The sequence below is a fragment of the Kitasatospora sp. NPDC092948 genome (assembly GCF_044754805.1).
Taxonomy (GTDB): Bacteria; Actinomycetota; Actinomycetes; order Streptomycetales; family Streptomycetaceae; genus Kitasatospora.
Genome location: NZ_JBIVPU010000002.1, coordinates 874,867 through 899,254, shown reverse-complemented (window position 1 = coordinate 899,254; position 24,388 = coordinate 874,867). Strand labels below are relative to the sequence as shown.

Sequence of the window (24,388 nt, the reverse complement as noted above, 5' to 3'; positions counted from 1 at the left end):
TCAGACGTCCAGGAAGCGGACGTCCTTCGCGTTGCGCTGGATGAAGGAGCGGCGGGCCTCGACGTCCTCGCCCATCAGGACGGAGAACAGGTCGTCGGCGCGGGCCGCGTCCTCCAGGGTGACCTGGAGCAGCAGGCGGTGGGCGGCGTCCATGGTGGTGACGCGCAGCTCCTCCGCGTTCATCTCGCCGAGACCCTTGAAGCGCTGGATCGCGTCGTCCTTGGGGAGCCGACGGCCGGCCTCGACGCCGGCCGCGATCAGCGCGTCGCGCTCGCGGTCGGAGTAGGCGTACTCGAAGTCGTCCTTGCCCCACTTGATCTTGTACAGCGGGGGCATCGCCAGGTAGACGTACCCGGCCTCGACCAGCGGGCGCATGAAGCGGAACAGCAGGGTCAGCAGCAGGGTGCGGATGTGCTGTCCGTCGACGTCGGCGTCGGCCATCAGCACGATCTTGTGATAGCGGAGCTTCTCGGCGTCGTAGTCCTCCTGGATGCCGCAGCCGAAGGCCGAGATCAGCGCCTGGACCTCGGTGTTCTGCAGCACCTTGTCGATCCGGGCCTTCTCGACGTTCAGGATCTTGCCGCGGATCGGGAGGATCGCCTGGGTGCGCGGGTCGCGGCCCTGCTTGGCGGAGCCACCGGCCGAGTCGCCCTCGACGATGAAGATCTCGCACTCGGCCGGGTCCTTGGACTGGCAGTCCGAGAGCTTGCCGGGCAGCGAGGCGGACTCCAGCAGGCCCTTGCGGCGGGTCAGGTCGCGGGCCTTGCGGGCGGCGACCCGGGCGCTGGCGGCCTGGATGGACTTGCGGATGATGTCCGCGGCCTCGTTGGGGTTGCGGTCCAGCCAGTCGGCCAGGTGCTCGTTGACCACCTTCTGCACGAAGGTCTTGGCCTCGGTGTTGCCGAGCTTGTCCTTGGTCTGGCCCTCGAACTGCGGCTCGCCGAGCTTGACCGAGATGATCGCGGTCAAACCCTCGCGGATGTCCTCGCCGGAGAGGTTGTCGTCCTTGTCGCGGAGCAGCTTCTTGTCGCGCGCGTAACGGTTCATCAGACCGGTCAGCGCGGCGCGGAAGCCCTCCTCGTGGGTGCCGCCGCCGTGGGTGTGGATGGTGTTCGCGAACGAGTACACGCCCTCGGTGTAGGACGAGTTCCACTGCATCGCGATCTCGGCGGAGATCCGCCGGTCCTTGTCCTCCGCCTCGAAGTCGATCACCGAGGGGTGGATCACCTCGCCCTTGCGGGAGTTGAGGTGGGCGACGAAGTCGGCGATGCCGCCGTCGTACCGGTACGTGACGGAGAGCGGCTTGCCCTCCTCGTCGGCGTGCTCGGGGCGCTCGTCGGTCAGCGCGATGGTGAGGCCCTTGTTGAGGAAGGCCATCTCCTGGAACCGGCGGGAGAGCGTCTCGAACGAGTAGACGGTGGTCTCGAAGATGTCCGGGTCGGCCCAGAAGGTGACGCTGGTGCCGGTCTCCTCGACGTCCTCGTGCTTGGCCAGCGGGGCGGTCGGGGTGCCGGACTTGTACTCCTGGGTCCAGCGCGAGCCGTCGGTGCGGATGTCCACCGCGAGGCGGGTGGAGAGCGCGTTCACCACCGAGACGCCGACGCCGTGCAGACCGCCGGAGACCGCGTAGCCGCCGCCGCCGAACTTGCCGCCCGCGTGCAGCACGGTCAGGACGACCTCGACGGCGGGCTTGTCCTGGCCCGGCATGATGCCGACCGGGATGCCGCGGCCGTTGTCCACCACCCGCACGCCGCCGTCGGCCAGGATCGTCACGTCGATGGTGTCGGCGTGGCCGGCCAGGGCCTCGTCGACCGAGTTGTCGACGATCTCGTACACCAGGTGGTGCAGGCCGCGCTCACCGGTGGAACCGATGTACATGCCGGGGCGCTTGCGGACGGCGTCGAGGCCTTCCAGCACCTGGATCGCGCTGGCGTCGTACGCCTTGTTGTCGGACGGGTCTGGGGTCTGGCTGGGGTTGCCGGAATCGGCCACGAAGCGCCCTCTCTGGCACAGCGGGGCCGCGCCCCTTCCCGCTTCCCGGGCAGGTGTGCGACCACGGCGTTTCGACTCTGTTGCTCCACGCAACGGTGTTTGCGCTTCAGTCTACCGGTACGAGTGACAGAGAGGGGCGTTTGGCAGCCCCTGAGGGCAGATGTGCCGCCCTGAATCCCCTCGGGACGTGTCCCGATACTCGGCAGGGGGGCTCAGAGCGCCTGGACGGGCCGTCAGCGATTCCGGAAGTTCCCGATCCGCTCGGCCGGGCTCAGCCCCAGGTGTCCCCGGGACCCTTGCTGCCCGGCGCCCGCAACCGCCCGTAACCGCGCACCGGGGCGTCCGGGCCCAGCACCTTGATCACCCGGACCGTTCCGTGCCCCAGTTCGTGGTTCAGCCGGGCCACCAACTGGCGTGCCAGCAGCCGGAGTTGAGTGGCCCACGCGGTGGAGTCGCACTGCACGGTGAGCACCGCCTCGGCTTCCGCGTACGACTTGGGTTCACAGTGCGCAGCGATGTCCGGCCCGACGATCTGTGACCAGCGGCCCATCACTCCGCCCACCGCGGCCGGCGCCTCCCAGCCCCGCTCGGTGATCAGCCGGTTCAGCGCGGCGCCCAGCGGCACCGGGTCGCGGCCGTCCGCGCGGGCGCCGCTGCGCAGTCCGGTGCGCTTGGCCTCCCGGCGCTCGCGGACCTGCTCGCCGCGCTGCCGGGCCTGCTCCTTGGCGGCGCGCAACGCCACCCGGGCCAGGTCCACACCCGAAAGCTCCGAACCCTCCGACATCACGCTCCATCCCCAGGCTGTGGACAACTGCACCGACGAGCGGTCCAGGGTACGGGCTCGCCGTGCTTCACGGCGTGAGACGGGTCACGGTACCGTCCGCGACGGCGTACCGGGCGCCGCTGAGCGCCTTCGGGACGTCCTCCGCGACCGCCGCGGTGACCAGCACCTGCTCGCCGCCGGCCACCAGCTCGGCCAGCCGGTCCCGGCGGCGGGCGTCCAGCTCGGCGAACACGTCGTCCAGGATCAGCACCGGCTCGCCGCCCTCGGAGCGCAGCAGCTCGTAGGAGGCGAGGCGCAGGGCCAGCGCGTACGACCAGGACTCGCCGTGGCTGGCGTAGCCCTTGGCGGGCAGCGGGCCGAGCCGCAGCAGCAGCTCGTCGCGGTGCGGGCCGACCAGGGTCAGGCCGCGCGCGACCTCCTGCGGCCGGGCCGCCTGCAAGGCGTCCAGCAGCTGCTGCTCGGCCTGTTCACGGCTGGTCGGCAGCTCGCCCTCGAAGGACGAGCGGTACTCCAGCACGGTCTCCCCGGCACCGGGGGCGAGCTGGCGGTAGGCCTCGGCGACCAGCGGCTGCAGGGCGGCCACCAGCTGGATCCGGAAGGCGGTCAGTTCGGCCCCGGTGCGGGCCAGGTGGCCGTCCCAGACCTCCAGGGTGGCCAGGTCGGCGGCCTTGCCGCCGCCGTGCCGGCGGGCCGTCGCGGCGGTCTTCAGCAGGGCGTTGCGCTGCTTGAGCACCCGCTCGTAGTCGGAGCGCACCCCGGCCAGCCGGGGTGCGCGGGCGGTCAGCAGCTCGTCCAGGAAGCGTCGGCGCTCGCCCGGGTCGCCCTTGACCAGGCTGAGGTCCTCGGGGGCGAACAGCACGGTGCGCAGCACGCCCAGCACGTCGCGCGGGCGGACGTTGTCGGAGCGGTTCAGCCGGGCCCGGTTGGCCCTGCCGGGGGTGATCTCCAGCTCCACCAGGGTGGTCCGGCCGCCCTGGGCGACCACGCTGGCCCGGACCACGGCCCGCTCGGCGCCGAGCCGCACCAGCGGGGCGTCGGTGGCCACCCGGTGGCTGCCCAGGGTGGCGAGGTAGCCGATCGCCTCGACCAGGTTGGTCTTGCCCTGCCCGTTGGGCCCCACGAACGCGGTGACGCCCGGGTCGAGCGGTACCTCGACCCGGGCGTAGGAACGGAAGTCGGCGAGCGACAGGTGCGCGACGTGCATGACGGTGGACTGCGCTCGCCTTCTGGCCGTGGGTGCTTACTTCGACTCGACCGCGTGGCCGCCGAACTGGTTCCGCAGCGCGGCGATCATCTTCATCTGCGGCGAGTCCTCCTGGCGGGAGGCGAAGCGGGCGAACAGCGAGGCGGTGATCGCCGGCAGCGGCACCGCGTGGTCGATCGCGGCCTCGACCGTCCAGCGGCCCTCGCCGGAGTCCGCGGCCCAGCCCTTGAGCTTGGCCAGGTGCTCGTCGTCGTCCAGCGCCCGGACCGCCAGGTCGAGCAGCCAGGAGCGGATGACGGTGCCCTCCTGCCAGCTGCGGAACACCTCGCGCACGTCGGTGACCTCGGGGGCCGCCTCCAGCAGCTCCCAGCCCTCGGCGAAGGCCTGCATCATCGCGTACTCGATGCCGTTGTGGACCATCTTGGCGAAGTGGCCGGCGCCGACCTTGCCGGCGTGCACCGAGCCGAACTCGCCCTCGGGCTTGAGCGCGTCGAAGATCGGCTGGACCTTCGCGACGTGCTCGGCGTTGCCGCCGTACATCAGCGCGTAGCCGTTCTCCAGGCCCCAGACGCCGCCGGAGACGCCGCAGTCGACGAAGCCGATGCCCTTGGCGGCCAGCAGCTCGGCGTGCTGGATGTCGTCGGTCCAGCGGGAGTTGCCGCCGTCCACCACCACGTCGCCGGGGGAGAGCAGCTCGGCCAGGTGCTCGACGGTCTCCTGGGTCGGGCCGCCGGCCGGAACCATCACCCACACCACGCGGGGGCCCTTGAGGTCGGCGATCAGCTGCTCCACGCTGTCGACGTCGGCCAGGTCGGGGTTGCGGTCGTAGCCGATGACGGTGTGGCCGGCGCGGCGGATGCGCTCGCGCATGTTGCCGCCCATCTTGCCGAGACCGATGAGGCCGAGCTCCATGACAAGTCCTTCACTGTGGTGTCGTGCCTGACGGCGGCGCCGTTGCCGCGCTCCCCGAGCCTACGCCGCCGGTCGGGCAGGTCCAGGCAGCCACAGGGGCGCGGAGGCCGTCGGCCCTCGCGCCCCTGGTGATCCGGTGTTCGGTCAGCCGGACAGGCGGACCGGCATGATCAGGTACTGGTAGGCGTCGTCCGGCTCGGCGTCCACCGCGGGCTTGCCGGTGAGCAGCGCCGGCTTGGTCGGGGTGGTGAAGCTCAGCTGCGCGTACGCGGCGTCGATCGCCTTGAGCCCCTCCTCCAGGTAGCCGGGGTTGAACGCGATCGAGATGTCGTCGCCCTCCAGGTCCGCCTCGACCCGCTCGGAGGCCTGGGCGTCGTCGCCCGAGCCGGCCTCCAGGGTGAGCACGCCCTGCTCGAAGTTCAGCCGGACCGGGGTGTTGCGCTCGGCCACCAGCGAGACGCGCTTGAGCGCCTCCAGGAACGGCTGGGTCTGCACCGCGGCGACCGCCGAGAACTCGGTCGGGAAGATCGACCGGAACTTCGGGAACTCGCCCTCCAGCAGGCGGGTGGTGGTCCGCCGGCCGGCGCCCTCGAAGCCGATCAGGCCCTCGCCGGCGCCGCCGGTGGAGAGCGCGATCGACACGTGGTCGCCGCTGCCCAGCGACTTGGCGATGTCCTGCAGGGTCTTGGCCGGGACCAGCGCGACGGCGTTGATGTCGTCCTGCTCGGGCTTCCACAGCAGCTCGCGGACGGCGAACCGGTACCGGTCGGTGGCGGCCAGGGTGATCCCGCTGCCGTTGATCTCGACCCGGACGCCGGTCAGCACCGGCAGGGTGTCGTCCCGCCCGGCGGCGACCGCGGCCTGGCTGACCGCCGAGGCGAACACGTCGCCCGGGACGGTGCCGGTGGCGGTCGGCATCTGCGGCAGCGCCGGGTACTCGTCGACCGGCAGGGTCGGCAGGGTGAACCGCGAGCTGCCGCAGACCACCGTGACCCGCATCCCGTCGGTGGAGATCTCCACCGGGCGGTTCGGCAGGTTGCGCGAGATGTCGTTGAGCAGGCGGCCGGAGACCAGGACCGTGCCGGCCTCCTCGACGTCCGCCTCCAGCTCGACCCGGGCCGACACCTCGTAGTCGAACCCGGACAGTGCCAGCGTGCCGTCCTGCGCCGTCAGCAGCAGGCCGGCCAGCACCGGCACCGGCGGCCGCGCGGGGAGGCTGCGGGCGGCCCAGGCCACCGCCTCCGCGAGGACATCACGCTCCACCCGGAACTTCACCGGTAACCGCCTCCTGGCTGCTGTCGCCGCGCCGTCGGCCCGTACTGCCGACCGGCGCTGTTGATCGTCTTCCGGCTCCCCACCGACCGGATTCGCTCCGCTCGGCTTCCAGGTGCCGAAGGACAGTCTGACGTACTCGGCCGACAGTCGGGGCAGATGGGCGGAAGCAAGCCGAACAGATGTCGGGGCGCGGTTGTCCACAGATTCGGGCCACCCCCACTGTTGATCAAGTCGCGAGGTCTCTAGGTGTAGCAGTAGTAGTAGGGCCTGTGGATACCGTGGATAACCCCGTTTTCGCAGGTCAGAGCCGGTTTTTTGTCCACAGGTCCTGTGGATGGCCGCTGTGGACAACCTAGGCCTGCTGTGGACAACGGAGCGTAATCCACAGGGCACTGTGAGTATCCACAGGTTATCCCCAGCTTCATCCACAGAAATTGCCGTGGTTATCCACCGGCCTCGATCAACATCACGTGACGCCTTTCACACCCAGGCGTGACAAGGGAGTTGATGTTGTCGAACTGTGGACGCAGCTGTGGAAAACCTGGGGATAACTCCCCTTCCGCTGTGGACAGCCTGTGGACAGCCGTTGGGCCGTCCTGACGGATCCTCAGTTCTCCACAGGCTGTGGATAACTGTTGTGCACAAGTCCACAGGGGTCTGACCTGCGCCGAAGAGCGTAACCGTGATCCGCCTGTGGAGGAACCTCTGGATAACTTCGGCCTGTGGAGCCTGTGGACGGGGAAAACCCACCCGTTCCTGTGGACAACTCCAGTACGCACCCGAACCGTTCGAATTGCTGCGCAGATGTTCGGGTGGACGACGCACCCGCCGCCCGGGCCGCCGACACGATTCCTGCCCCGCCGTCGACCGTTCCACACCCCCGGATCGCCCGGATTCGCCCGGCCGGCCCGCAGCGGGCATGCCGAAGGGGAGCCCGGCCGGATCGGTCGGACTCCCCTTCGGATGCGTCAACTGCCGCCCTGCGGCTAGCTCTTGATGCGGTTGGTGAGCTCGGTGACCTGGTTGTAGATGGACCGCCGTTCGGCCATCAGCGAGCGGATCTTCCGGTCCGCGTGCATCACCGTGGTGTGGTCCCGGCCGCCGAACTGCGCGCCGATCTTCGGCAGCGACAGGTCGGTCAGCTCCCGGCAGAGGTACATGGCGATCTGACGGGCCGTCACCAGTACCCGGCTGCGCGAGGATCCGCACAGGTCCTCCACCCCCAGCCCGAAGTACGCGGCGGTCTGCTGCATGATCACCTGCGCGGTGATCTCCGGCCCGGCGTCCTCGTCGCCGCCCGGGATCAGGTCCTTCAGGACGATCCCGGCCAGCTCCAGGTCCACCGGCGCCCGGTTCAGGTTGGCGAACGCGGTGACCCGGATCAGCGCGCCCTCCAACTCCCGGATGTTGCGGGTGATTCGGGACGCGATGAACTCCAACACGTCGGCGGGAGCGTTGAGTTGCTCCTGGATCGCCTTCTTGCGCAGGATCGCGATCCGGGTCTCCAGCTCCGGCGGCGTCACGTCGGTGATCAGGCCCCACTCGAACCGGTTGCGCAGCCGGTCCTCCAGCGTGATCAGCTGCTTGGGCGGCCGGTCCGAGGAGAGCACGATCTGCTTGTTCGCGTTGTGCAGGGTGTTGAAGGTGTGGAAGAACTCCTCCTGCGTCGACTCCTTGCTGGCCAGGAACTGGATGTCGTCGACCAGCAGGATGTCGATGTCCCGGTAGCGCTTGCGGAACGCGTCCGCCTTGCCGTCCCGGATCGAGTTGATGAACTCGTTGGTGAATTCCTCCGAGCTCACGTACCGCACCCGGGTGCCCGGGAACAGGCTGCGCGAGTAGTGCCCGATGGCGTGCAGCAGGTGGGTCTTGCCGAGCCCGGACTCGCCGTAGATGAACAGCGGGTTGTAGGCCTTGGCCGGGGCCTCGGCGACCGCCACCGCCGCGGCGTGCGCGAAGCGGTTGCTGGCGCCGATCACGAAGGTGTCGAACAGGTACTTGGGGTTCAGCCGGGCGTTCGGCTCGTCCTTGCGCGCGCCGCCCGCCGGCGGGGCGCCGGGCGGGGCCGGGACGCCGGGAGCGGGCCGGCGCTCCACCGGGGCCGGCCGGTCGGCCGGACGGTGCGCGGCCCGCCGGGAGCCGCTGTGCCGCGGCCGGTCCTCGTCCGGGGAGCCCAGCGCGCCGCCGAACAGGTCGCCCTGCGCCGAGTCCGGGCCGGGACGGCTGGTCCGCCGCGGGGCCGGCTCGGGACGGCGCTCGGGCGCCGCCTGCGGCTCCCAGCTGCCGCCGCTCGCGTCGGGCTGCTCCCGGTACGGGTCCTGCGCCGGCGCCCCGTAGGGCTCGGCCGGCGGGTAGCCGGGCGGGTACGACGGGCGCTGGTAGTCCTCGGCGGGGCGGCCCGGCCAGGCGCCCGGCTGCGGCTGGTACCCCGCCTCGGGCTGGTACCCCGCCTCGGGCTGGTAGCCCGGCTCCGGCGGGTAGCCCTGCTCGGTCCGCGGGTGCGGCCACTGCGCGGCGTCCTCGGGCTCCGGCTCGGGTTCCGGCTCGGCCTCCGGTCCGGTGGGCGGGGCGGCGTTGGCGTCCACCATCACGGCGATCCGCACCTGGCGGCCGAATTCGTGCGAGATGGCCTCGGTCAGCTGCGGCAGCAGCCGGCCCTCCAGCACCTGCTTGGCGAACTCGTTCGGGGCCGCGAGCAGGGCGGTGTCGTGCATCATCCACATCGGCTGGGTGCGCCGGACCCAGTTCTTGTCCTTCTCCACGACATCGCTGTCGCTGACCAGTCGCTCGACGACCCTCGACCACATCAGGACGAGATCGCTGTTGACATCAGCCACTGGTACACGCTTTCTCGTTCCCCGGGCAGGGGCAGTCAGTCAAGGTCGGGAGGGGTTTGGGTGGCGCGGCGGGAGAGCGGCCGCGAGCACAGAACAAAAGAGACAAGTCCTGCAACGGTAGTCAGCGCGCAGAGCTGATTCAAGTCGTTGTCCACAGGCTGTGGGCAACGGGCCGACACCCACCTGGTTTGACCCTCGGACCCGCCGCCGCGTACCGTAGCCAGGTCGAGTTGTCGATGGCCGCTGCCGCATGTCCGCGGGTCCGCCCGCTTCCATGACGCGCGCAGCACGGGCGCCGTGGTGGTCCCGGCCCAGCAGATCTGGGCCCCGGGATCGGATTTCCCAGTGCAAGGGGAGATCGCGCGGACGCACGGTGACGGCCAAGCGACCCCCCGTCATCCTACGATTCACCCCAGGAGCCCCCGAGTGAGCAAGCGCACCTTCCAGCCGAACAACCGTCGTCGCGCCAAGACCCACGGCTTCCGGCTGCGCATGCGTACCCGTGCCGGCCGCGCCATCCTGGCGTCGCGCCGTGCCAAGGGCCGCAGCGCCCTGTCCGCCTGATCCGCGAAAAGGGTCTGCAGTGCTGCCCACCGAGAATCGGCTGCGGCGGCGCCAGGACTTCGCGACCGCGGTGAAACGCGGTCGCCGCGCCGGTCGGCCCCTGTTGGTGGTCCACCTCCACAGAGAGGCGGTACCCGACGAGGGCGCCGACCGGAACAGCGACTCCAGCCCGCACGTCGCCGAGGGGCTTCCTTCGGCGCGTGCGGGTTTCGTCGTGAGCAAGGCCGTGGGGCCTGCCGTGGTCCGCAACGTGGTCAAGCGTCGGCTGCGTCACCTGGTCCGCGAGCGTCTGTCCCGGTTGCCCACAGGTAGCCTGATAGTGGTACGGGCGCTGCCTGCTGCGGCGACGGCCTCGTACGCAGAACTCGGGCACGACCTGGATGCGGCGTTGCGCCGTCTGCTCAGGTCGGAACCGGCCGGCAGTGCCCCGACGGGAACAGGGCGATGAAGTACCTGCTGATGGGCCTGATCAGGCTCTACCAGTGGACCATCAGTCCGCTGCTCGGCCCGGTGTGCCGTTACTACCCCTCGTGCTCCCGCTACGGGTACGAGGCGGTGCGCGTCCATGGGGCGATCAAGGGAGGCGGGCTGACCGTCTGGCGCATCCTGCGCTGCAATCCCTGGTCTCCCGGTGGGGTCGACCATGTTCCGCCGCGAAAGCATCCGGTGTGGCACCGCCGGCTGCGCAATCTGCTGAGCCCCACGAGCGGGACCGCCGAGCCGGAGCCGGTGGCCAGCCCGATCACCAAGGAGTCTGACCGGTGACCTTCGGTTTTCTGAGTCCCCTCTACTACGCGGTGTCCTGGATCATCGTCCAGTTCCACTCGCTGTTCAGCCACGTCTTCGATCCCGACGGCGGCTGGGCCTGGGGCCTGTCCATCGTGATGATGGTGGTCGTCATCCGGATCTGCCTGATCCCGCTCTTCGTGAAGCAGATCAAGGCGACCCGGGCCATGCAGGCGATCCAGCCGAAGATGAAGGCCATCCAGGAGCGCTACAAGAACGACAAGCAGCGCCAGTCCGAAGAGATGATGAAGCTGTACAAGGAGGCGGGTACCAACCCGTTCTCCTCGTGCCTTCCGATCATCGTGCAGGCGCCGTTCTTCACCGCCCTCTACGGTGTGCTGGCCTCGGTCGCCAACGACAAGCCGATCGGCGTCATCGACCAGACGCTGCTGGAGAGCGCCAAGCACGCGCACATCTTCGGCGCCCCGCTGTCGGCGAAGTTCGTCGGCGCGGACAGCGTCCAGATCCAGATCGTCGTCGCGATCATGATCGTGCTGATGTCGCTGTCGCAGTTCGTCACCCAGCGCCAGCTGATGACCAAGAACGTCGACCTGACGGTCAAGACGCCGTTCATGCAGCAGCAGAAGATGCTGATGTACGTCTTCCCGGTGATGTTCGCCGTGATGGGCATCAACTTCCCGGTCGGTGTGCTGGTCTACTGGCTCACCACCAACGTCTGGTCGATGGGCCAGCAGCTGATCGTCATCCGCAACAACCCGACGCCGGGCAGCCACGCCTGGAACGAGCGTCAGGCCCGCCTGAAGAAGCAGGGTCGGCTCAACCCGGACGGCTCGGTCAAGAAGACCGGCGGTGTGCTGGCCACGCTGACCGGCTCCAAGAGCAGCGCGGAGGCCGAGGCCCAGGCGGTGGCCGAGGAGAGCGTCCAGGTGCGCCGGCAGCAGCCGCGCAAGCAGAGCAAGGCCCAGCGGCAGGCCACGGCGGCGCACCAGGTGCACGCCGCGGAGGAGCAGGGCCGGCCGGTGGACGAGGCGGAGGCCGCGGAGGCCGAGGCCGAGAAGTCCGGTACGAAGGCGGGCGGGGCGAAGCCGGGGGACCGGCAGGGTCAGCGCCAGCAGCAGCCGCGGCGCGGCAGCCAGGGCCAGCGGCCGAAGAAGAAGTAGTCCCGACCCTCGTTCTCGGCCCCACCCGAGGGCCCCATTCCTGAAGGAGTCCACCTGTGACGGATGGCACCACCTCCGCCGTCGACACCGCGCCGGCCGGTGAGAGCGCCCTCGCGCGTCTGGAACGCGAGGGTGACATCGCCGCCGACTACCTGGAGGGTCTGCTGGACATCGCGGACCTGGACGGCGACATCGACATGGACGTCGAGGGGGACCGGGCGCTGGTCTCCATCGTCGGCGAGGGCGACGACCGGACGCTGCAGCGACTGGTGGGCCAGGACGGCGAGGTGCTGGAGGCGCTCCAGGAGCTGACCCGGCTGGCCGTGCACCGGGAGACCGGGGAGCGCAGCCGACTGATGCTGGACGTTGCGGGCTTCCGGGCGCGCAAGCGGGCCGAGCTCGCGGAGCTGGGCGCCGAGGCGTCCGAGCGGGTCAAGCGCACCGGCGAACAGGTCAAGCTGCAGCCGATGACCCCGTTCGAGCGCAAGGTGGTGCACGACGCGGTGGCCGCCGCGGGACTGCGCAGCGAGTCGGAGGGCGAAGAGCCCCAGCGCTGCGTGGTGGTACTGCCGGCCTGACGCCGGTGGTGCCCGTCGGAACGGCGTCCGACCCCGCCCGCCTCTCGCGGGTGGGGTCGTTGCCTTTGGGGTGGACTGATGTTTCACGTGGAACAGTGCTGGGACGGGACGGGTGGGTGGATTCGACGGTGAGCGGAGAGGCAGAGATGGACAGGGACGGCACGGCGTCCGAGGGGGCGCCGGAGGAGCTGGCCGAGGCGCCGGAGGCCGCGGGACGGGTCTTCGGTGACCGGTTGGCGCAGGCCGAGCGCTACACCGAGCTGCTGGCGACCGCCGGCGTCCAGCGCGGCCTGATCGGCCCGCGCGAGGTGCCCCGGCTGTGGGACCGGCACGTGCTGAACTGCGCGGTGCTGGCCGAACTGCTGCCCGCCGAAGTCTCGCTGTGCGACGTCGGCTCGGGCGCCGGACTGCCCGGCATCCCGGTGGCACTGGCCCGGCCGGACGTCTCGGTGACGCTGCTGGAACCGCTGCTGCGGCGCACCACCTTCCTGGAGGAGGTGGTCCGTGAACTCGGCCTGGACAACGTCACCGTGCTGCGCGGCCGGGCCGAGGAGATGATCGGCAAGCTGGCCGTGGACGTGGTGACCGCCCGCGCGGTGGCGCCGCTGGACCGGCTGGCCGGCTGGGGCATGCCGCTGCTGCGGCCCTACGGCCAGATGCTGGCGCTGAAGGGCGACACCGCGGAGCAGGAGCTGACCGATTCGCGGGCGGCGCTGACCCGGCTGGGTGCGGTGAAGTGGTCGGTGATCGGGGTCGGCGAGGGCGTGCTGGAGACCCAGACCCGGGTGGTCCGGGTGGAGGCCGGCGAGAGCCCCGGCGGCGTCAAGGCGGCCACCCGGCGCGCCAAGGCGGCCCGGGCCGGTCGCGGCGGCAAGGGCGCCGAGAGCGGCGGTCGGCGTGGCGGCAGCGGCCGCGGGCGGCGCTGAACCACAGCGGCACGGAGCCGCGGCAGCAGTACGGCGGGGCGGGTGGCGATCGGCCACCCGCCCCGTTCGTCGGTGCGCCGATCCGACGGGATCGACCGGACGGGCCCCGATCGGCACCGGAGTGTCGGGCCGTCGGATTCCGACATTCCGGGCATCGTGTTCCACGTGAAACGTCGCTTCCTGTTGACCGGCGTACTCGACCAGGAGCTGAACCGGGCCCGCGAACGGGACTCGGTCGTGACTGTCGCGGCTCCGGTTCCACGTGAAACACTGACCCCCATGCAGGAGTCGGAGATCGTCGACCAGGTGGATGAAACCCCCGTCGCACGTACCGCGCACGCCGCCGTTCCGGTCACCGGGCTCGCCGGGGAGGGGCTCCCCCGACCCGCCGCCACCCGGGTGATGGTGGTGGCCAACCAGAAGGGTGGGGTGGGCAAGACCACCACCACCGTGAACCTGGCCGCCTCGCTCGCCATGCACGGCCTGCGAGTGCTGGTCATCGACCTCGACCCGCAGGGCAACGCCTCGACCGCCCTGGGCATCGACCACCACGCCGAAGTGCCGTCGATCTACGACGTGCTGGTGGAGGGCAAGCCACTGGCCGACGTGGTGCAGCCGGTGGTGGACGTCGAGGGGCTGTTCTGCTGCCCGGCGACCATCGACCTGGCCGGCGCGGAGATCGAACTGGTCTCGCTGGTGGCCCGGGAGAGCCGGCTGCAACGGGCCATCGCCGCCTACGAGCAGCCGCTCGACTACGTGCTGATCGACTGTCCGCCCTCGCTCGGGCTGCTGACCGTCAACGCCATGGTGGCCGGCCAGGAGGTGCTGATCCCGATCCAGTGCGAGTACTACGCGCTGGAGGGCCTGGGCCAGCTGCTGAAGAACGTGGAGCTGGTGCGGGCGCACCTGAACCCGGCGCTGCACGTCTCGACCATCCTGCTGACCATGTACGACGCCCGGACCAGGCTGGCCGCGCAGGTCGCCGAGGAGGTGCGGACGCACTTCGAGAACGAGGTGCTGGCCACCGCCATCCCGCGATCGGTGCGCATCTCCGAGGCCCCGAGCTACGGGCAGACCGTACTCACCTACGACCCCGGCTCCAGCGGCGCGCTCTCCTACCTGGAGGCCGGCCGGGAGCTGGCGCTGCGCGCGGTCGTCAAGGCCGAGGGCGGGCGTCACCGGGCGGGCACGGCGGTCGTTCCGCCGGGCAGCGGTGCGGAGCCGTCCGCGCCGACGGCACAGCACAGTTCGATGGAGGGCAGCATCCAGTGAGTGGCACGCGCAGGGGTCTGGGCAGGGGTCTGGGGGCGCTGATTCCGGCGACCCCGGCGGCCGGGGGAGCGGTCGCACCGGCCGACCCGCCGGCGCCGGTGGTTCCCACCGATCGCGGAACGGTGGCCGCCAAGGCCGCCGCGGAGAGCCTGCGGGAGCTGGCCGGCGACAAGCGCCGCAGCGTCCTGGAGGCGGCACTGACCCCGGTGGACGGCGCCCGGTTCGCCGAGCTGCCGCTGGACTCGATCAGCCCCAACCCGCGCCAGCCGCGCGAGGTGTTCGACGAGGAGAAGCTCGCCGAACTGGTCGCCTCGATCAAGGAGGTCGGCCTGCTGCAGCCCGTGGTGGTCCGTCAGACCGGGCCGGAGCGCTACGAACTGATCATGGGTGAGCGCCGTTGGCGGGCCTCCCGGGAGGCCGGCCAGGAGGTGATCCCGGCGATCGTCCGGGCCACCGAGGACGAGAAGCTGCTGCTGGACGCGTTGCTGGAGAACCTGCACCGGGCCGAGCTGAACGCGCTGGAGGAGGCCGCGGCGTACGACCAGCTGCTGAGCGACTTCGCCTGTACGCACGACCAGTTGGCCGCCCGGGTCGGCAAGTCCCGCTCGCACGTGTCCAACACGCTGCGGCTGATGAAGCTGCCGGTGTCGGTGCAGCTGAAGGTGGCCGCCGGGGAGGTGACCGCGGGGCACGCCAAGGCGATCCTGATGGTGCCGGATGCCGAGCGTCAGGAGCAGCTCGCCCACCGGGTGGTGGCCGAGCAGCTGACGGTGCGGAGCACCGAGGAGATCGCCGGCCTGATGGCCGGTGAGGCCCCCAAGGCGAAGAAGGCCACCGCGCGGGCCGGCCGGGCGACTTCGCCGGTCTTCACCGAGCTGGCGGACCGGCTCTCGGACCGCTTCGAGACCCGGGTCAAGGTCGAGGCCTCGCAGCGCGACGGCCGGATCGGCAAGGGCAAGGTGGTGCTGGAGTTCGCTTCGGCCGAGGACCTGAACCGGATCCTGGACAGCCTGGCGCCGGGCGAGCAGGGGCTGCGGCTGTCCTGACGTCGGTGACCGCGAACGGCGAACAACGGGTGCATGTTTCACGTGAAACGTGCACCCGTTTCGTCGGTCGGCGCAGACTGGACTCCTGGGCCGGTTTCCGTGTGGAGGAGGAGGTACGGGCGTGGGGCGAAGGGTCGTTCCGCTGACACTGGACAACCTCTCGGAGCTGCCGAACACGTGCCGCTCCTGTGTGTTCTGGGAGCTCGACCCGGTCAGCGGGCGGGCCGCGCAGGACGCCGGCAAGGGGGAGTTGGAGAAGGAGGCGTGGATCTCCGCGGTACTGCTGGACTGGGGGTCCTGCGGCAGGGTCGCCTACGTGGACGACCGCCCGGCCGGGTTCGTGCTCTACGCGCCGCCCGCGTACGTGCCGCGCGGGCAGTCGTTCCCGACCAGCCCGATCTCCCCGGACGCGGTGCAGCTGATGGTCTCCCGGGTGCTGCCGGAGTTTCAGGGGCAGGGCCTGGGGCGGGTGTTGGTGCAGGCGGTGGCCAAGGACCTGATCCGGCGCGGCTTCCGGGCCATCGAGGCGTTCGGCGCGCAGGGCAGCGAGATCCCCAGCTGTGTGCTGCCCGCCGACCACCTGCTGGCGGTCGGCTTCAAGACGGTCCGGCCGCACCACCGGTATCCGCGGCTGCGGTTGGAGGCGCGCTCCACGCTGTCCTGGAAGGGCGACATGGAGGGCGCGTTGGAACGGCTGCTCGGCGGTCGGCGCAAGGAACCGGCGCTGCGTCCGTTCTGAGAGCGGCGTTCTCCGCTCCGGGCCCGCTGTCCCGGAGCGGCCCGCCGCGCTCCCGTCGCTTCCTGGCGAAGCCTCGTCGAGGCGCCGAAACGCCGAGGCGGCCCGCACAGGAATCCCGTGCGGGCCGCCTCGGCGACCGGTGTCCGGAACGGACTACAGGTACTCGGCCAGCTCGCGCAGCAGCGCGGCCTTCGGGCGGGCGCCGGTGATGGTCTTCACCAGCTCGCCGCCCTTGTAGACGTTGAGCGTCGGGATGGAGATCACGTTGTACGCCGCGGCGGTCTCCTGGTTGGCATCGACGTCGAGCTTGACGACGGTCAGCTTGTCGCCGTGCTCGGCCGCGATGTCCTCCAGGACCGGGGCGACCTGGCGGCACGGGCCGCACCAGGTGGCCCAGAAGTCGACCAGGACGGGCTTGTCGCTCTTGAGAACCTCGGCGTCGAAGGTGGCGTCGGTTACTTCCTTGGTGGCGCCGGCCACGGGAACTCCTTGGGGTCGGAGGAGAGGTGCGAGAGGGATAACAACGGCGGGGGCGGTTCTGTTTCGGTGCGGAAACGGTCGCGGCCCCCGGCCGGTGGGCTGCTCGGCCCTGGTGGGTCTGTCGGTGGGTCAGACCGCGACGGCGGCGGTCTCGGCCTCGGCGTCGGTCAGCGCCGCGAGGTAGCGCTCGGCGTCCAGCGCGGCGGAGCAGCCGGTGCCGGCGGCGGTGATCGCCTGGCGGTAGGTGTGGTCGACCACGTCGCCGGCGGCGAAGACGCCGGGGATGTTGGTGCGGGTGGAGGGGGCGTCGACCTTGAGGTAGCCCTCGGCGTCGAGGTCGAGCTGGCCCTTGAACAGGTCGGTGCGCGGGTCGTGGCCGATCGCGATGAACAGGCCGGTGACGGGCAGCTCGCGCAGGTCGCCGGTGTTGGTGTCGCGCAGGGTCAGACCGGTCAGCTTCGGGTCGCCGTGGATCTCCTCGACCGCGCTGTCCCAGGCGAAGCTGATCTTCGGGTCGGCGAAGGCACGCTCCTGCATCGCCTTGGAGGCGCGCAGGGTGTTGCGGCGGTGGACCACCGTGACGCTGCGGGCGAAGCGGGACAGGAAGGTGGCCTCCTCCAGCGCGGTGTCGCCGCCGCCGACCACCGCGATGTCCTGGTCGCGGAAGAAGAAGCCGTCGCAGGTCGCGCACCAGGAGACGCCGCGGCCGGAGAGCTTGTCCTCGTTCGGCAGGCCGAGCTTGCGGTGCTGCGAACCGGTGGTGACGATCACGGCGCGGGCGCGGTGCACGGTGCCCTCGGAGTCGGTGACGGTCTTGATGTCGCCGGTGAGGTCGACGGCGACCACGTCGTCCGGCACCAGCTCGGCGCCGAAGCGCTCGGCCTGGGCCCGCATGTTGTCCATCAGCTCGGGGCCCATGATGCCGTCCCGGAAGCCGGGGAAGTTCTCCACCTCGGTGGTGTTCATCAGCGCGCCGCCGGCCGTGACCGCGCCCTCGAACACCAGCGGCTGGAGGGAGGCGCGCGCGGTGTACAGCGCCGCCGTGTACCCGGACGGGCCGGAACCGATGATGATCACGTTACGGACGTCGCTCACTGCATCTCCTGGTTCGCATGGCGTCCCGCTTGCGCGGGGGAGGGCGGTTGCTCCGCCGCCCCGGACAACGACTTACCAGTCTCCCGCATTCCCAGGTCCGACCGCACCAACCACCCGCGCTTCGGACCCGGACAGCCCGGAAAGGTGAGGAATCAGGGGGCCGGGACGGTGCTGTGCAGCAGGATCGTCGAGCCCGGGCAGTCCGGGGTGGCCAGGTAGACGTCCAGCGGCCCGCTGCCGCCGGGCGGGCGGAACACCAGGGCCAGCACCGGCCGGCCCTGGTAGCTGCCGGTGCCGGTGGTCAGCGGCGGATCGTCCGGGTGCCCGGTCGCGGCCAGCACGCAGGCCGCGGCGTCGGTGCCGCGGTCGGTCGGGGCGAGCTGGCCGGTGGGCCTGGTGGCCAGCAGTCGGTGGATCTGGACCGGGAGCTGCTCGGTGGTGAAGTCCGGCCCCTGGACGCCGACGGCGGTGTCCGGCCGGGGGCCGGAGGCGTCGGCGGACGCCGGATCGGACGTGGCCGCCTTGCCGACCGCCTTGGCGGTCGAGGCCCCGGTGGTGGGCGCGTTGCGGCTGAGCAGCACGCCGCCCAGGCCCGCCGCGACTGCCACGGCCGCAGCGGCGAGCAGCAGGCTCATGGCGCGACGGCGATGGCGGCCGGGGCGTCCCGGCCCGGCGGCGGGCGGGGCCCCGGCGGGTCCACCGGTGCGGGACGGGCTCGCCGGGGGCTGCGGGCGGGCCGTTGCGGGGCGCTCCGGCCGGTCCTCGGCACGGGTCTCCGTGCGGGCGGCGGATTCGGCAGCCAGCGCCGCGGTCAGTCGGTCGGCGACCTCCGACGGCATCGGTTCGGCGGGGACGCCCGCCAGCAGTTCCGGGAGGCCGCAGAGCGCCGCGTAGTCCTCGGCGCAGGACGGGCAGGCGGCCAGGTGGCGGTGGAGCGGTTCGGCCTGTTCGGGCGGCAGCAGCTCCTCGGCCAGGTCGGCCAGCGCGTCCAGGTCGGGGTGCTCGGAAGGCGGGTGCGGCGTCATCGCGGGGTCGCATCTCCTTCCAGCGCGGTGGCGGGATCCGTGGGTGGGACGGGGGAGGTCCGGTTCGGGTTCCCGGACCGGGGTGCGGGCGGGGTTCCACGTGGAACATCGGCGGCCGGCTCCCGCGGACCGGGGGCGGCGGTTGTTCCACGTGGAACCCGGGGAACGCGGGGCGGACCGGCCTCCTGCGGGCCGGGGCCGGCGTCGGTTCCACGTGGAACATCCGCGACGCCGGTTCCACGTGGAACACCTGCGGGGTCGGTTCCACGTGGAACATCGCCCGGGCCGAGGTGGCGCAGCAGGGGCAGCAGCCGGGCCCGGCCGCGGGCGCAGCGGCTCTTGACGGTGCCGACCGGGACGCCGAGCACCTCGGCGGCCTCGGCGACCGGGTAGCCCTGCATGTCGACCAGCACCAGGGCGGCCCGCTGGTCGGCGGGCAGCGCGGCCAGGGCGTCGGCCACCTCGCGCCGGGTCTCGGCGCGCACCGCGTGGCTCTCCGCGCCCTCGCTGGTGCCGAGTGCGGCGTCCGGCGGGCCGTCCGGGTGCCGGTCGAGCGACTCGGCCCGGCGGACGGCGCTCCGGCGGGCGCGGTCCAGGCAGGCGTTGACCACGATCCGGTGCAGCCAGGTGGTGACCGCCGAGCGGCCCTGGAAACCGGCCGCGGCGCGGAACGCGGAGACCAGGGCGTCCTGGAGGGCGTCCGCGGCCTCCTCGCGGTCTCCGAGTGTGCGCACCGCGACCGCCCACAGGCGGTCGCGGTGGCGGTGCACCAGCAGCCCGAAGGCGTCCGGATCGCCCGCCGTGTGCCGGGCGAGCAGTTCGGCGTCGCTGGGCTCCTCGGCCATCCGCCCCCTCCTCGCGGTCCGGCCGTCCGCTCCGGCGGCCGTGGGTCACCATCGTTGGGGATCCGGCGGACCGGATCAAGGGGCGCAGCGGATCCGGTGGCACGCCGGGTGTCCGGCCGGCGAAGGCGCTATCCGTTGACCTGGATCTCGGAGATCTTGCCGCGGAAGCCGCCGTCGCCGCTGTCGGGCACGTTGGTGAGCCAGATCAGCAGGTACCGGGTGGTGATCGGAGCGGCCGGCTTCAGAGTGACCTTGGACCCGGATCCGGTGGCGACCGGTGCGCCCAGGCTGCGGAAGCCGTTCTCGTCGGCGGTCGGCGCGGTGGCGGCGTCGGCCGGGGCGGCCCTCAGCTCGACCTTGGTGTCGCCGATGAACTGGACGTCCACCGAGCCGACGGGACGCGCCGAGCCGAGGTCGACCAGCAGGCCGTCGCCGGGCCGGTAGGCGGTGCCGAACTGGTCGTTGTAGCGCTGGGTGGTCCAGGCCGTCGTCGGGTTGCCGTCGTTGACGTTGGGGATCTCGTTGGTGTGCTCGTCCTTGGTGCCGCCGAACGCGTTGAACGGGGAGATCGCGGTGATGGCGAGTTTGTTCCCGGTGACGGCGGGGCCGGTGCCGGTCGGGTCGGGGGCGGGGGCGGAGCTGTGGTCGGTGGTGTTCTTGTTGTGGGTGTTGACGTAGTCCACCAGCTGCCAGGAGCCGACCGTGACGGCGGAGAGCGCCACCAGCGACACGGTCCACTTGAGCACCCGGCGCAGGCCGCGGCGGCGACGCGGGGCGGGCCGGGGGGCGGCCGGGGCCGGTACCGGGGCCGGGGCGGGCGCGGCCGCCGGGATCGCCTGGGTGGGCGCGCCGGGGGAGTAGCGCGGCCGGGCGGTGGGCAGGGCGCGCAGCGCGGGCGGGGCGGGCTGCTCCGGCGGGCGGATCTTCGGCAGCTCGGCGATCGCCGCGGCCAGTTCGGCGGGGGTGGTGATCGGCTCCGTGCGGTGCGGGGGCTCCTCGCACAGGATCCGTGCGGTGAGCTCCGACAGGCCCTTGTGGACGCCGGCCCGGACCTGGTCCGGGGGGACGCAGCCGAGGTCCTTGGGGAGCCCCTGGAGGTCGTAGCGGTCCTCCGGGTACGGCCAGCGGTGGGTGAGCGAGGCGTACAGCAGCGCGCCGATCGCCCGGACGTCGGTCAGCTCGGCGTCCTCGGTGGGCAGGCCGCGCAGGGCGGCGTCCACCGCGATGCCGTTGATCCGGTACTGGCCGCCGTCGGTGCGCAGCACGCACTTGGGGGTGAGCCGCAGGTGGGCCTGGCCGCGCTGGTGGGCGGCGGCGATGGCGTCGGTGACCTGGCGGACCATCTGGTAGGCGTCGTACGGCTCCAGCGGGCCGTCGGCCAGCAGCTCGGCGAGGTCGCGGGCGCCGGGCAGCCACTCGCGGACCACGTACACCAGCTCGCCCTCCTGCACGGCGTCCAGCACCTGGACGAAGCGCGGGTCGCCGAGCAGGGCGGCGCTGCGGGCCGCGGTGAGCACCGACTTGGCGCGGCGGTGGCCGGCCGAGAGCAGGTGCACGCCGACGGCGCGGCGGAGCTTCTCGTCGACGGCGCGCCAGCTGGTGAAGGTGTCCGACTCGGAGATGCACTCCTCCAGTCGGTAGCGGCCGCCGATCTTGTCGCCGCTGTGCCGCTGCGGGGCGGGCAGTACGGCGGGCAGCGTGGCGGTGTCGGCGTCCAGGGTCTCGGTGCTGGTGGCCGGGGCGGGTTCGGACGGTTCGACCGGGGGCAGCGGGCGGCGCACGCCCCGGCTGCGGGAGGGGCGTTCGGGGCTGCGGGCGCCGCGGTCGGACAGCTCGGCGTCGATTTCCTGTGCGGAGAGCGGGGCGGTGGCATCGGCGGGCGGCCTCGGGCCGTCGTCGCCGGGGGCGTCGTCGGTCTCCGGGGCGTCGGCGGGCTGCGGCGAGGCGCTCGGGGCGTCCTTCGTCTCTGCCTCCGCCTTGGTCTCCGCCTTCGAGGCGCTCTTCGGGGTGTTCTTCGCGGCGTCCTTCGGGGAGCCGTTCGCGGTGCTCTTCACCACGCCGTTGGCGGAGCCCTTCGCGGCGCCGCCGCGGTCGGCTCCGGTGTCGCGCTGCGAGGTTCCGGGCGCGGCCTCGGTCGCCGCCCCGTCCGTCTCGGACGTGTCGACGATCGCCTTGGTGCCGTCAGCCACCGTGGTCCTGCCTCCCCTTGTGTCGTCCCGGGCCGGAGCCGGGACGGTCGACGAGCCGCTGCCGGAGTGGTCGGCCGTGTGCTGCAAGGACAATTGTGCCCACTCCCGGCACCCAGGTACGACCGCTGAGACCGCCGAGAGGTTGCCCGGTTGTCCACTTCCGGACGAACAGCAGACGAATGGGCCGGAATCGGGGGTGAACCCCGACTCCGGCCCACCGTAGGAGGACTGAGTCATCGACGGATCGTCGGCCCTCCGGTTGACGAGTCGTCAATCCGTGACCGGTGTTCCGGTCAGCGGCCGAGCCGCCGGCGGACCATTCCGGTGAGCGCGTTGAGTTCCTCTATGCGCATCCGGCGGGCCAGCAGCAGGAACACCGAGAGCTGCACGACGGCCGCCACCAGCAGGGTCAGGACGTTGCCGAGCCAGCCGTTCACCACCCGCAGGGCGAACACCTCGACCACCACGCCGACCACGGCGGCGGGCAGCGAGGCGATCGCCAGCCGGACGTAGGTCTTGGTGATCCGGGCGGTGTCCAGGCCGCCGATCCGCGCCTTCAGCTTCGGCACCGCGACGAACACGCCCACCGCGTAGGACAGGCCGTAGCCCAGCGCCATGCCGGTCACCGCCCACTGCGCGGGCAGCAGCAGCCAGCACAGCACCGCGGCGCCGGCCTGGGTGAGCGCCACCCAGACGGTGTTGGAGAACGGGGTGCGGGTGTCCTCGTAGGCGTAGAAGCCGCGCAGCAGCACGTACTGCACCGAGTACGGGATCAGGCCGAGGGCGAAGGCGGAGAGCATGTAGCCGACCGCGGTGGTGCCGTGGGCGACCGCGCCGCCGTTGCCCAGGCCGTAGATCGAGGAGCCGATCACCGGGCCGAGCGACAGGAACAGGAACGCCGCCGGGACGATCGCCACCGCCGAGGTGCGCAGGCCGTAGGAGAGGTCGTCGCGGACCGCCCCGGCGTCCTGGTCGGCGGCCGCCCGGGACAGCCGGGGGAGCACCGCGCTCATCACCGACACGGTGATCACCGCCATCGGCAGCTGCCAGATCAACAGCGCGTTGGAGTACGCGGCCAGGCCGACGCCGAGGTGGCCGTCGTGCTCGGCGGCCTTGCCGGAGGCGGTGGCCAGCTGGGTCACCACCAGGAAGCCCGCCTGGTTGGCCAGCACGAACAGGAAGGTCCACTTGGCCAGTCGGGCCGCCTTGCCCAGGCCGTGGCCGCGCCAGTCGAAGCGCGGCCGGAACGCGAAGCCCGCCGAGCGCAGGTACGGGATCATCGACAGCGCCTGCACCGCCAGGCCCAGCATGGTGCCGATGCCGAGCAGCCGAACGCCCTCGGGGGAGATGGCGTGCGGGGTGACCTCGGTGTGCTGGAAGGTGCCGTACACGCCGATGTACATCGCGAAGGTGAAGATCACCACGACGTTGTTCAGGACCGGCGTCCACATCATCGCGCCGAACCGGCCGCGGGCGTTGAGGATCTGGCCCATCACCACGTGCACGCCCATGAAGAAGATGGTCGGCAGGCAGTACCGGGCCAGTGCCACCGTGGTGTCGGCGCTCTGCTGGTCCCGCATCAGCGCGTGCGAGATCAGCTGCACCAGCACCGGCGCGGCCAGCACCGCGACGAACACCACGCCCGCCAGGCCGGTCACCACCAGGGTGAGCAGCCGGTTCGCGTAGGCGGTGCCGCCGTCCTGGTCGTTCTTCATGCTGCGCACCAGCTGCGGGACGAACACCGCGTTCAGCGCGCCGCCGCCGATCAGGATGTACAGCAGGGTGGGCAGCGTGTTGGCGGCGTTGTACGAGTCGCCCATCGAGGCCACGCCGATCGCGGCGGCGATCACCATGGTGCGCAGGAAACCGGTGCCGCGGGAGACCAGGGTGCCGGCCGCCATGATGGCGCTGGAGTTCAGCAGCCCGGTGGCCTTGCCGCCACCACCACCGCCACCGGCGTCGGCGGGCGCTGCGGTCGGTTCGGCCGGAGTGGGCGCGGGCGCCGGCGGGGCCACGGGTACGGGCGGGGCGGCCGCGGCGTCGGCCTCCAGCACGGCGGCGTCGGCCCGCATCACCGCCTCCTCCTGGGAGAGCGGCGGGTCGAACTCGATCGGCGGCACGTACGGGTGGCGCTCGGCCACCGCCGCCGGGGCCGGCTCCGGGTCGAGGGCGGGCACGTGCTCCGGGGCGTCGGCGGGCTCGGCGTCGTCCGAGGTGTCGGGGGCCCAGGTGGCCTTCGGCGCGTCGGACGGGGCGGACGCGTCGGGGACGCCCGGTGCGCCCGACACGGGCGCCTGCGCCGGGGCCGCCAGCAGGGTCTCCACACCGACGTACTCGGTGCTGCCGGTGTCCCGGCGCGACCCGGTCGGTTCGGCGGCCTCCGCGGCCACCTCGGCGGCGATCGACGCCCAGCGCGGGGCCGGTGCGGTCAGCCGCACGGCGGCCTCGGACTCGCGGCTCGGTTGGCCGGGCACCGCCGCCGTGGCCTCCGGGGCGTTCCGGACGTCCGCGGCGGCCGGCAGGTCCACCTCGCCGTACGGGTCCGCGTCGCCGTACGCCTCGACGGCGTACGGGTCACGGGCGTAGGTGTCGGCGACGTACCAGTCGGCGGTGGGGTCGGAGGGGGCGGCGGCGGACCGTGGACCGCCCGCGCGGTCCTGGGGCCTACCTCCGCCCTGGTCCTGGGTTGCTCGCTCGCTCCGCTCGTTCATGCCACCA

The 24,388-nt window shown here is 71.9% G+C and carries 21 protein-coding genes; 9 read left to right on the top strand and 12 right to left on the bottom strand.

Annotation, left to right across the window (positions count from 1 at the left end; translation table 11 throughout):
• The 6 genes from gyrB to dnaA all read right to left on the bottom strand — a co-directional run bounded on the left by gyrB (position 1) and on the right by dnaA (position 9,004).
• Entirely contained in the window at positions 1–1,992 is a 1,992-nt protein-coding gene (gene gyrB, locus ACIQF6_RS08940; protein ID WP_400891866.1) for a DNA topoisomerase (ATP-hydrolyzing) subunit B, read from the bottom strand.
• 271 nt (positions 1,993–2,263) lie between these two features.
• Positions 2,264–2,776 carry a DUF721 domain-containing protein gene (locus tag ACIQF6_RS08935; RefSeq protein ID WP_043915363.1) on the bottom strand — a complete coding sequence of 171 codons (513 nt, stop codon included), beginning with the start codon at positions 2,774–2,776 and terminating at the stop codon, positions 2,264–2,266.
• A gap of 67 nt (positions 2,777–2,843) precedes the next feature.
• Positions 2,844–3,980 carry a DNA replication/repair protein RecF gene (gene recF / locus ACIQF6_RS08930; RefSeq protein WP_400891862.1) on the bottom strand — a complete coding sequence of 379 codons (1,137 nt, stop codon included), beginning with the start codon at positions 3,978–3,980 and terminating at the stop codon, positions 2,844–2,846.
• Between the two features lie 36 nt (positions 3,981–4,016).
• Positions 4,017–4,892, bottom strand: coding sequence for a phosphogluconate dehydrogenase (NAD(+)-dependent, decarboxylating) (gnd, locus tag ACIQF6_RS08925; protein WP_400891860.1), 876 nt, complete (start codon positions 4,890–4,892; stop codon positions 4,017–4,019).
• A gap of 144 nt (positions 4,893–5,036) precedes the next feature.
• The gene (gene dnaN, locus ACIQF6_RS08920; protein WP_043915360.1) at positions 5,037–6,167 is read right to left on the bottom strand and encodes a DNA polymerase III subunit beta; all 1,131 of its coding nucleotides are present in this window, start codon (positions 6,165–6,167) and stop codon (positions 5,037–5,039) included.
• A gap of 986 nt (positions 6,168–7,153) precedes the next feature.
• On the bottom strand, positions 7,154–9,004 hold the full coding sequence (dnaA, locus tag ACIQF6_RS08915; protein WP_400891858.1) for a chromosomal replication initiator protein DnaA: 1,851 nt from the start codon (positions 9,002–9,004) through the stop codon (positions 7,154–7,156).
• 426 nt (positions 9,005–9,430) lie between these two features.
• Between dnaA and rpmH the strand changes: the two genes are divergently transcribed.
• From rpmH to ACIQF6_RS08870, 9 genes are all read left to right on the top strand, one after another.
• Positions 9,431–9,568 carry a 50S ribosomal protein L34 gene (rpmH, locus tag ACIQF6_RS08910; RefSeq protein WP_043915359.1) on the top strand — a complete coding sequence of 46 codons (138 nt, stop codon included), beginning with the start codon at positions 9,431–9,433 and terminating at the stop codon, positions 9,566–9,568.
• Positions 9,569–9,587: 19 nt separating this feature from the next.
• Positions 9,588–10,016 carry a ribonuclease P protein component gene (rnpA, locus tag ACIQF6_RS08905; protein WP_400891855.1) on the top strand — a complete coding sequence of 143 codons (429 nt, stop codon included), beginning with the start codon at positions 9,588–9,590 and terminating at the stop codon, positions 10,014–10,016.
• Positions 10,013–10,333 carry a membrane protein insertion efficiency factor YidD gene (gene yidD, locus ACIQF6_RS08900; RefSeq protein WP_400891853.1) on the top strand — a complete coding sequence of 107 codons (321 nt, stop codon included), beginning with the start codon at positions 10,013–10,015 and terminating at the stop codon, positions 10,331–10,333. Before rnpA ends, yidD begins: the two co-directional genes overlap by 4 nt.
• Positions 10,330–11,475, top strand: coding sequence for a membrane protein insertase YidC (gene yidC, locus ACIQF6_RS08895; RefSeq protein WP_400891850.1), 1,146 nt, complete (start codon positions 10,330–10,332; stop codon positions 11,473–11,475). Before yidD ends, yidC begins: the two co-directional genes overlap by 4 nt.
• Positions 11,476–11,531: 56 nt before the next feature.
• Positions 11,532–12,053 carry a protein jag gene (locus ACIQF6_RS08890; protein WP_400891847.1) on the top strand — a complete coding sequence of 174 codons (522 nt, stop codon included), beginning with the start codon at positions 11,532–11,534 and terminating at the stop codon, positions 12,051–12,053.
• A gap of 146 nt (positions 12,054–12,199) precedes the next feature.
• Positions 12,200–12,979: a 16S rRNA (guanine(527)-N(7))-methyltransferase RsmG gene (gene rsmG / locus ACIQF6_RS08885; protein WP_400892209.1), complete on the top strand. Its 780-nt coding sequence runs from the start codon at positions 12,200–12,202 to the stop codon at positions 12,977–12,979.
• 306 nt (positions 12,980–13,285) lie between these two features.
• Positions 13,286–14,251 (top strand): ParA family protein, encoded by a 966-nt coding sequence (locus ACIQF6_RS08880; protein WP_400892205.1) that lies wholly within the window; start codon positions 13,286–13,288, stop codon positions 14,249–14,251.
• Positions 14,248–15,297, top strand: a complete 1,050-nt coding sequence (locus ACIQF6_RS08875) for a ParB/RepB/Spo0J family partition protein (RefSeq protein WP_400891844.1) — start codon at positions 14,248–14,250, stop codon at positions 15,295–15,297. The genes ACIQF6_RS08880 and ACIQF6_RS08875 overlap by 4 nt, the downstream gene beginning before the upstream one ends.
• A gap of 121 nt (positions 15,298–15,418) precedes the next feature.
• The gene (locus tag ACIQF6_RS08870) at positions 15,419–16,036 is read left to right on the top strand and encodes a GNAT family N-acetyltransferase (RefSeq protein WP_400891841.1); all 618 of its coding nucleotides are present in this window, start codon (positions 15,419–15,421) and stop codon (positions 16,034–16,036) included.
• 153 nt (positions 16,037–16,189) lie between these two features.
• On the opposite strand, the gene trxA is transcribed toward ACIQF6_RS08870, so the two are convergent.
• From trxA to murJ, 6 genes are all read right to left on the bottom strand, one after another.
• Positions 16,190–16,516 (bottom strand): thioredoxin, encoded by a 327-nt coding sequence (trxA, locus tag ACIQF6_RS08865; protein WP_014137010.1) that lies wholly within the window; start codon positions 16,514–16,516, stop codon positions 16,190–16,192.
• Between the two features lie 129 nt (positions 16,517–16,645).
• A complete protein-coding gene (gene trxB, locus ACIQF6_RS08860) occupies positions 16,646–17,611 on the bottom strand; it encodes a thioredoxin-disulfide reductase (protein WP_400891838.1) in 966 nt (321 codons plus the stop codon).
• Positions 17,612–17,763: 152 nt separating this feature from the next.
• A complete protein-coding gene (locus ACIQF6_RS08855) occupies positions 17,764–18,636 on the bottom strand; it encodes an anti-sigma factor family protein (RefSeq protein ID WP_400891835.1) in 873 nt (290 codons plus the stop codon).
• On the bottom strand, positions 18,633–19,481 hold the full coding sequence (gene sigM, locus ACIQF6_RS08850; RefSeq protein WP_400891832.1) for an RNA polymerase sigma factor SigM: 849 nt from the start codon (positions 19,479–19,481) through the stop codon (positions 18,633–18,635). Before sigM ends, ACIQF6_RS08855 begins: the two co-directional genes overlap by 4 nt.
• Positions 19,482–19,609: 128 nt before the next feature.
• Positions 19,610–21,670, bottom strand: coding sequence for a serine/threonine protein kinase (locus ACIQF6_RS08845; RefSeq protein ID WP_400891830.1), 2,061 nt, complete (start codon positions 21,668–21,670; stop codon positions 19,610–19,612).
• Positions 21,671–21,963: 293 nt separating this feature from the next.
• Positions 21,964–24,381: a murein biosynthesis integral membrane protein MurJ gene (gene murJ, locus ACIQF6_RS08840; RefSeq protein WP_400891827.1), complete on the bottom strand. Its 2,418-nt coding sequence runs from the start codon at positions 24,379–24,381 to the stop codon at positions 21,964–21,966.
• Between the last annotated feature and the right edge of the window lie 7 nt (positions 24,382–24,388).

Bases quoted from the DNA above. Each gene is read 5' to 3' on its own strand.
- ACIQF6_RS08935 (WP_043915363.1), bottom strand. From the start codon at position 2,776: ATGTCGGAGGGTTCGGAGCTTTCGGGTGTGGACCTGGCCCGGGTGGCG.
- recF (WP_400891862.1), bottom strand. From the start codon at position 3,980: ATGCACGTCGCGCACCTGTCGCTCGCCGACTTCCGTTCCTACGCCCGG.
- gnd (WP_400891860.1), bottom strand. From the start codon at position 4,892: ATGGAGCTCGGCCTCATCGGTCTCGGCAAGATGGGCGGCAACATGCGC.
- yidD (WP_400891853.1), top strand. From the start codon at position 10,013: ATGAAGTACCTGCTGATGGGCCTGATCAGGCTCTACCAGTGGACCATC.
- rsmG (WP_400892209.1), top strand. From the start codon at position 12,200: ATGGACAGGGACGGCACGGCGTCCGAGGGGGCGCCGGAGGAGCTGGCC.
- ACIQF6_RS08855 (WP_400891835.1), bottom strand. From the start codon at position 18,636: ATGACGCCGCACCCGCCTTCCGAGCACCCCGACCTGGACGCGCTGGCC.
- sigM (WP_400891832.1), bottom strand. From the start codon at position 19,481: ATGGCCGAGGAGCCCAGCGACGCCGAACTGCTCGCCCGGCACACGGCG.
- murJ (WP_400891827.1), bottom strand. From the start codon at position 24,381: ATGAACGAGCGGAGCGAGCGAGCAACCCAGGACCAGGGCGGAGGTAGG.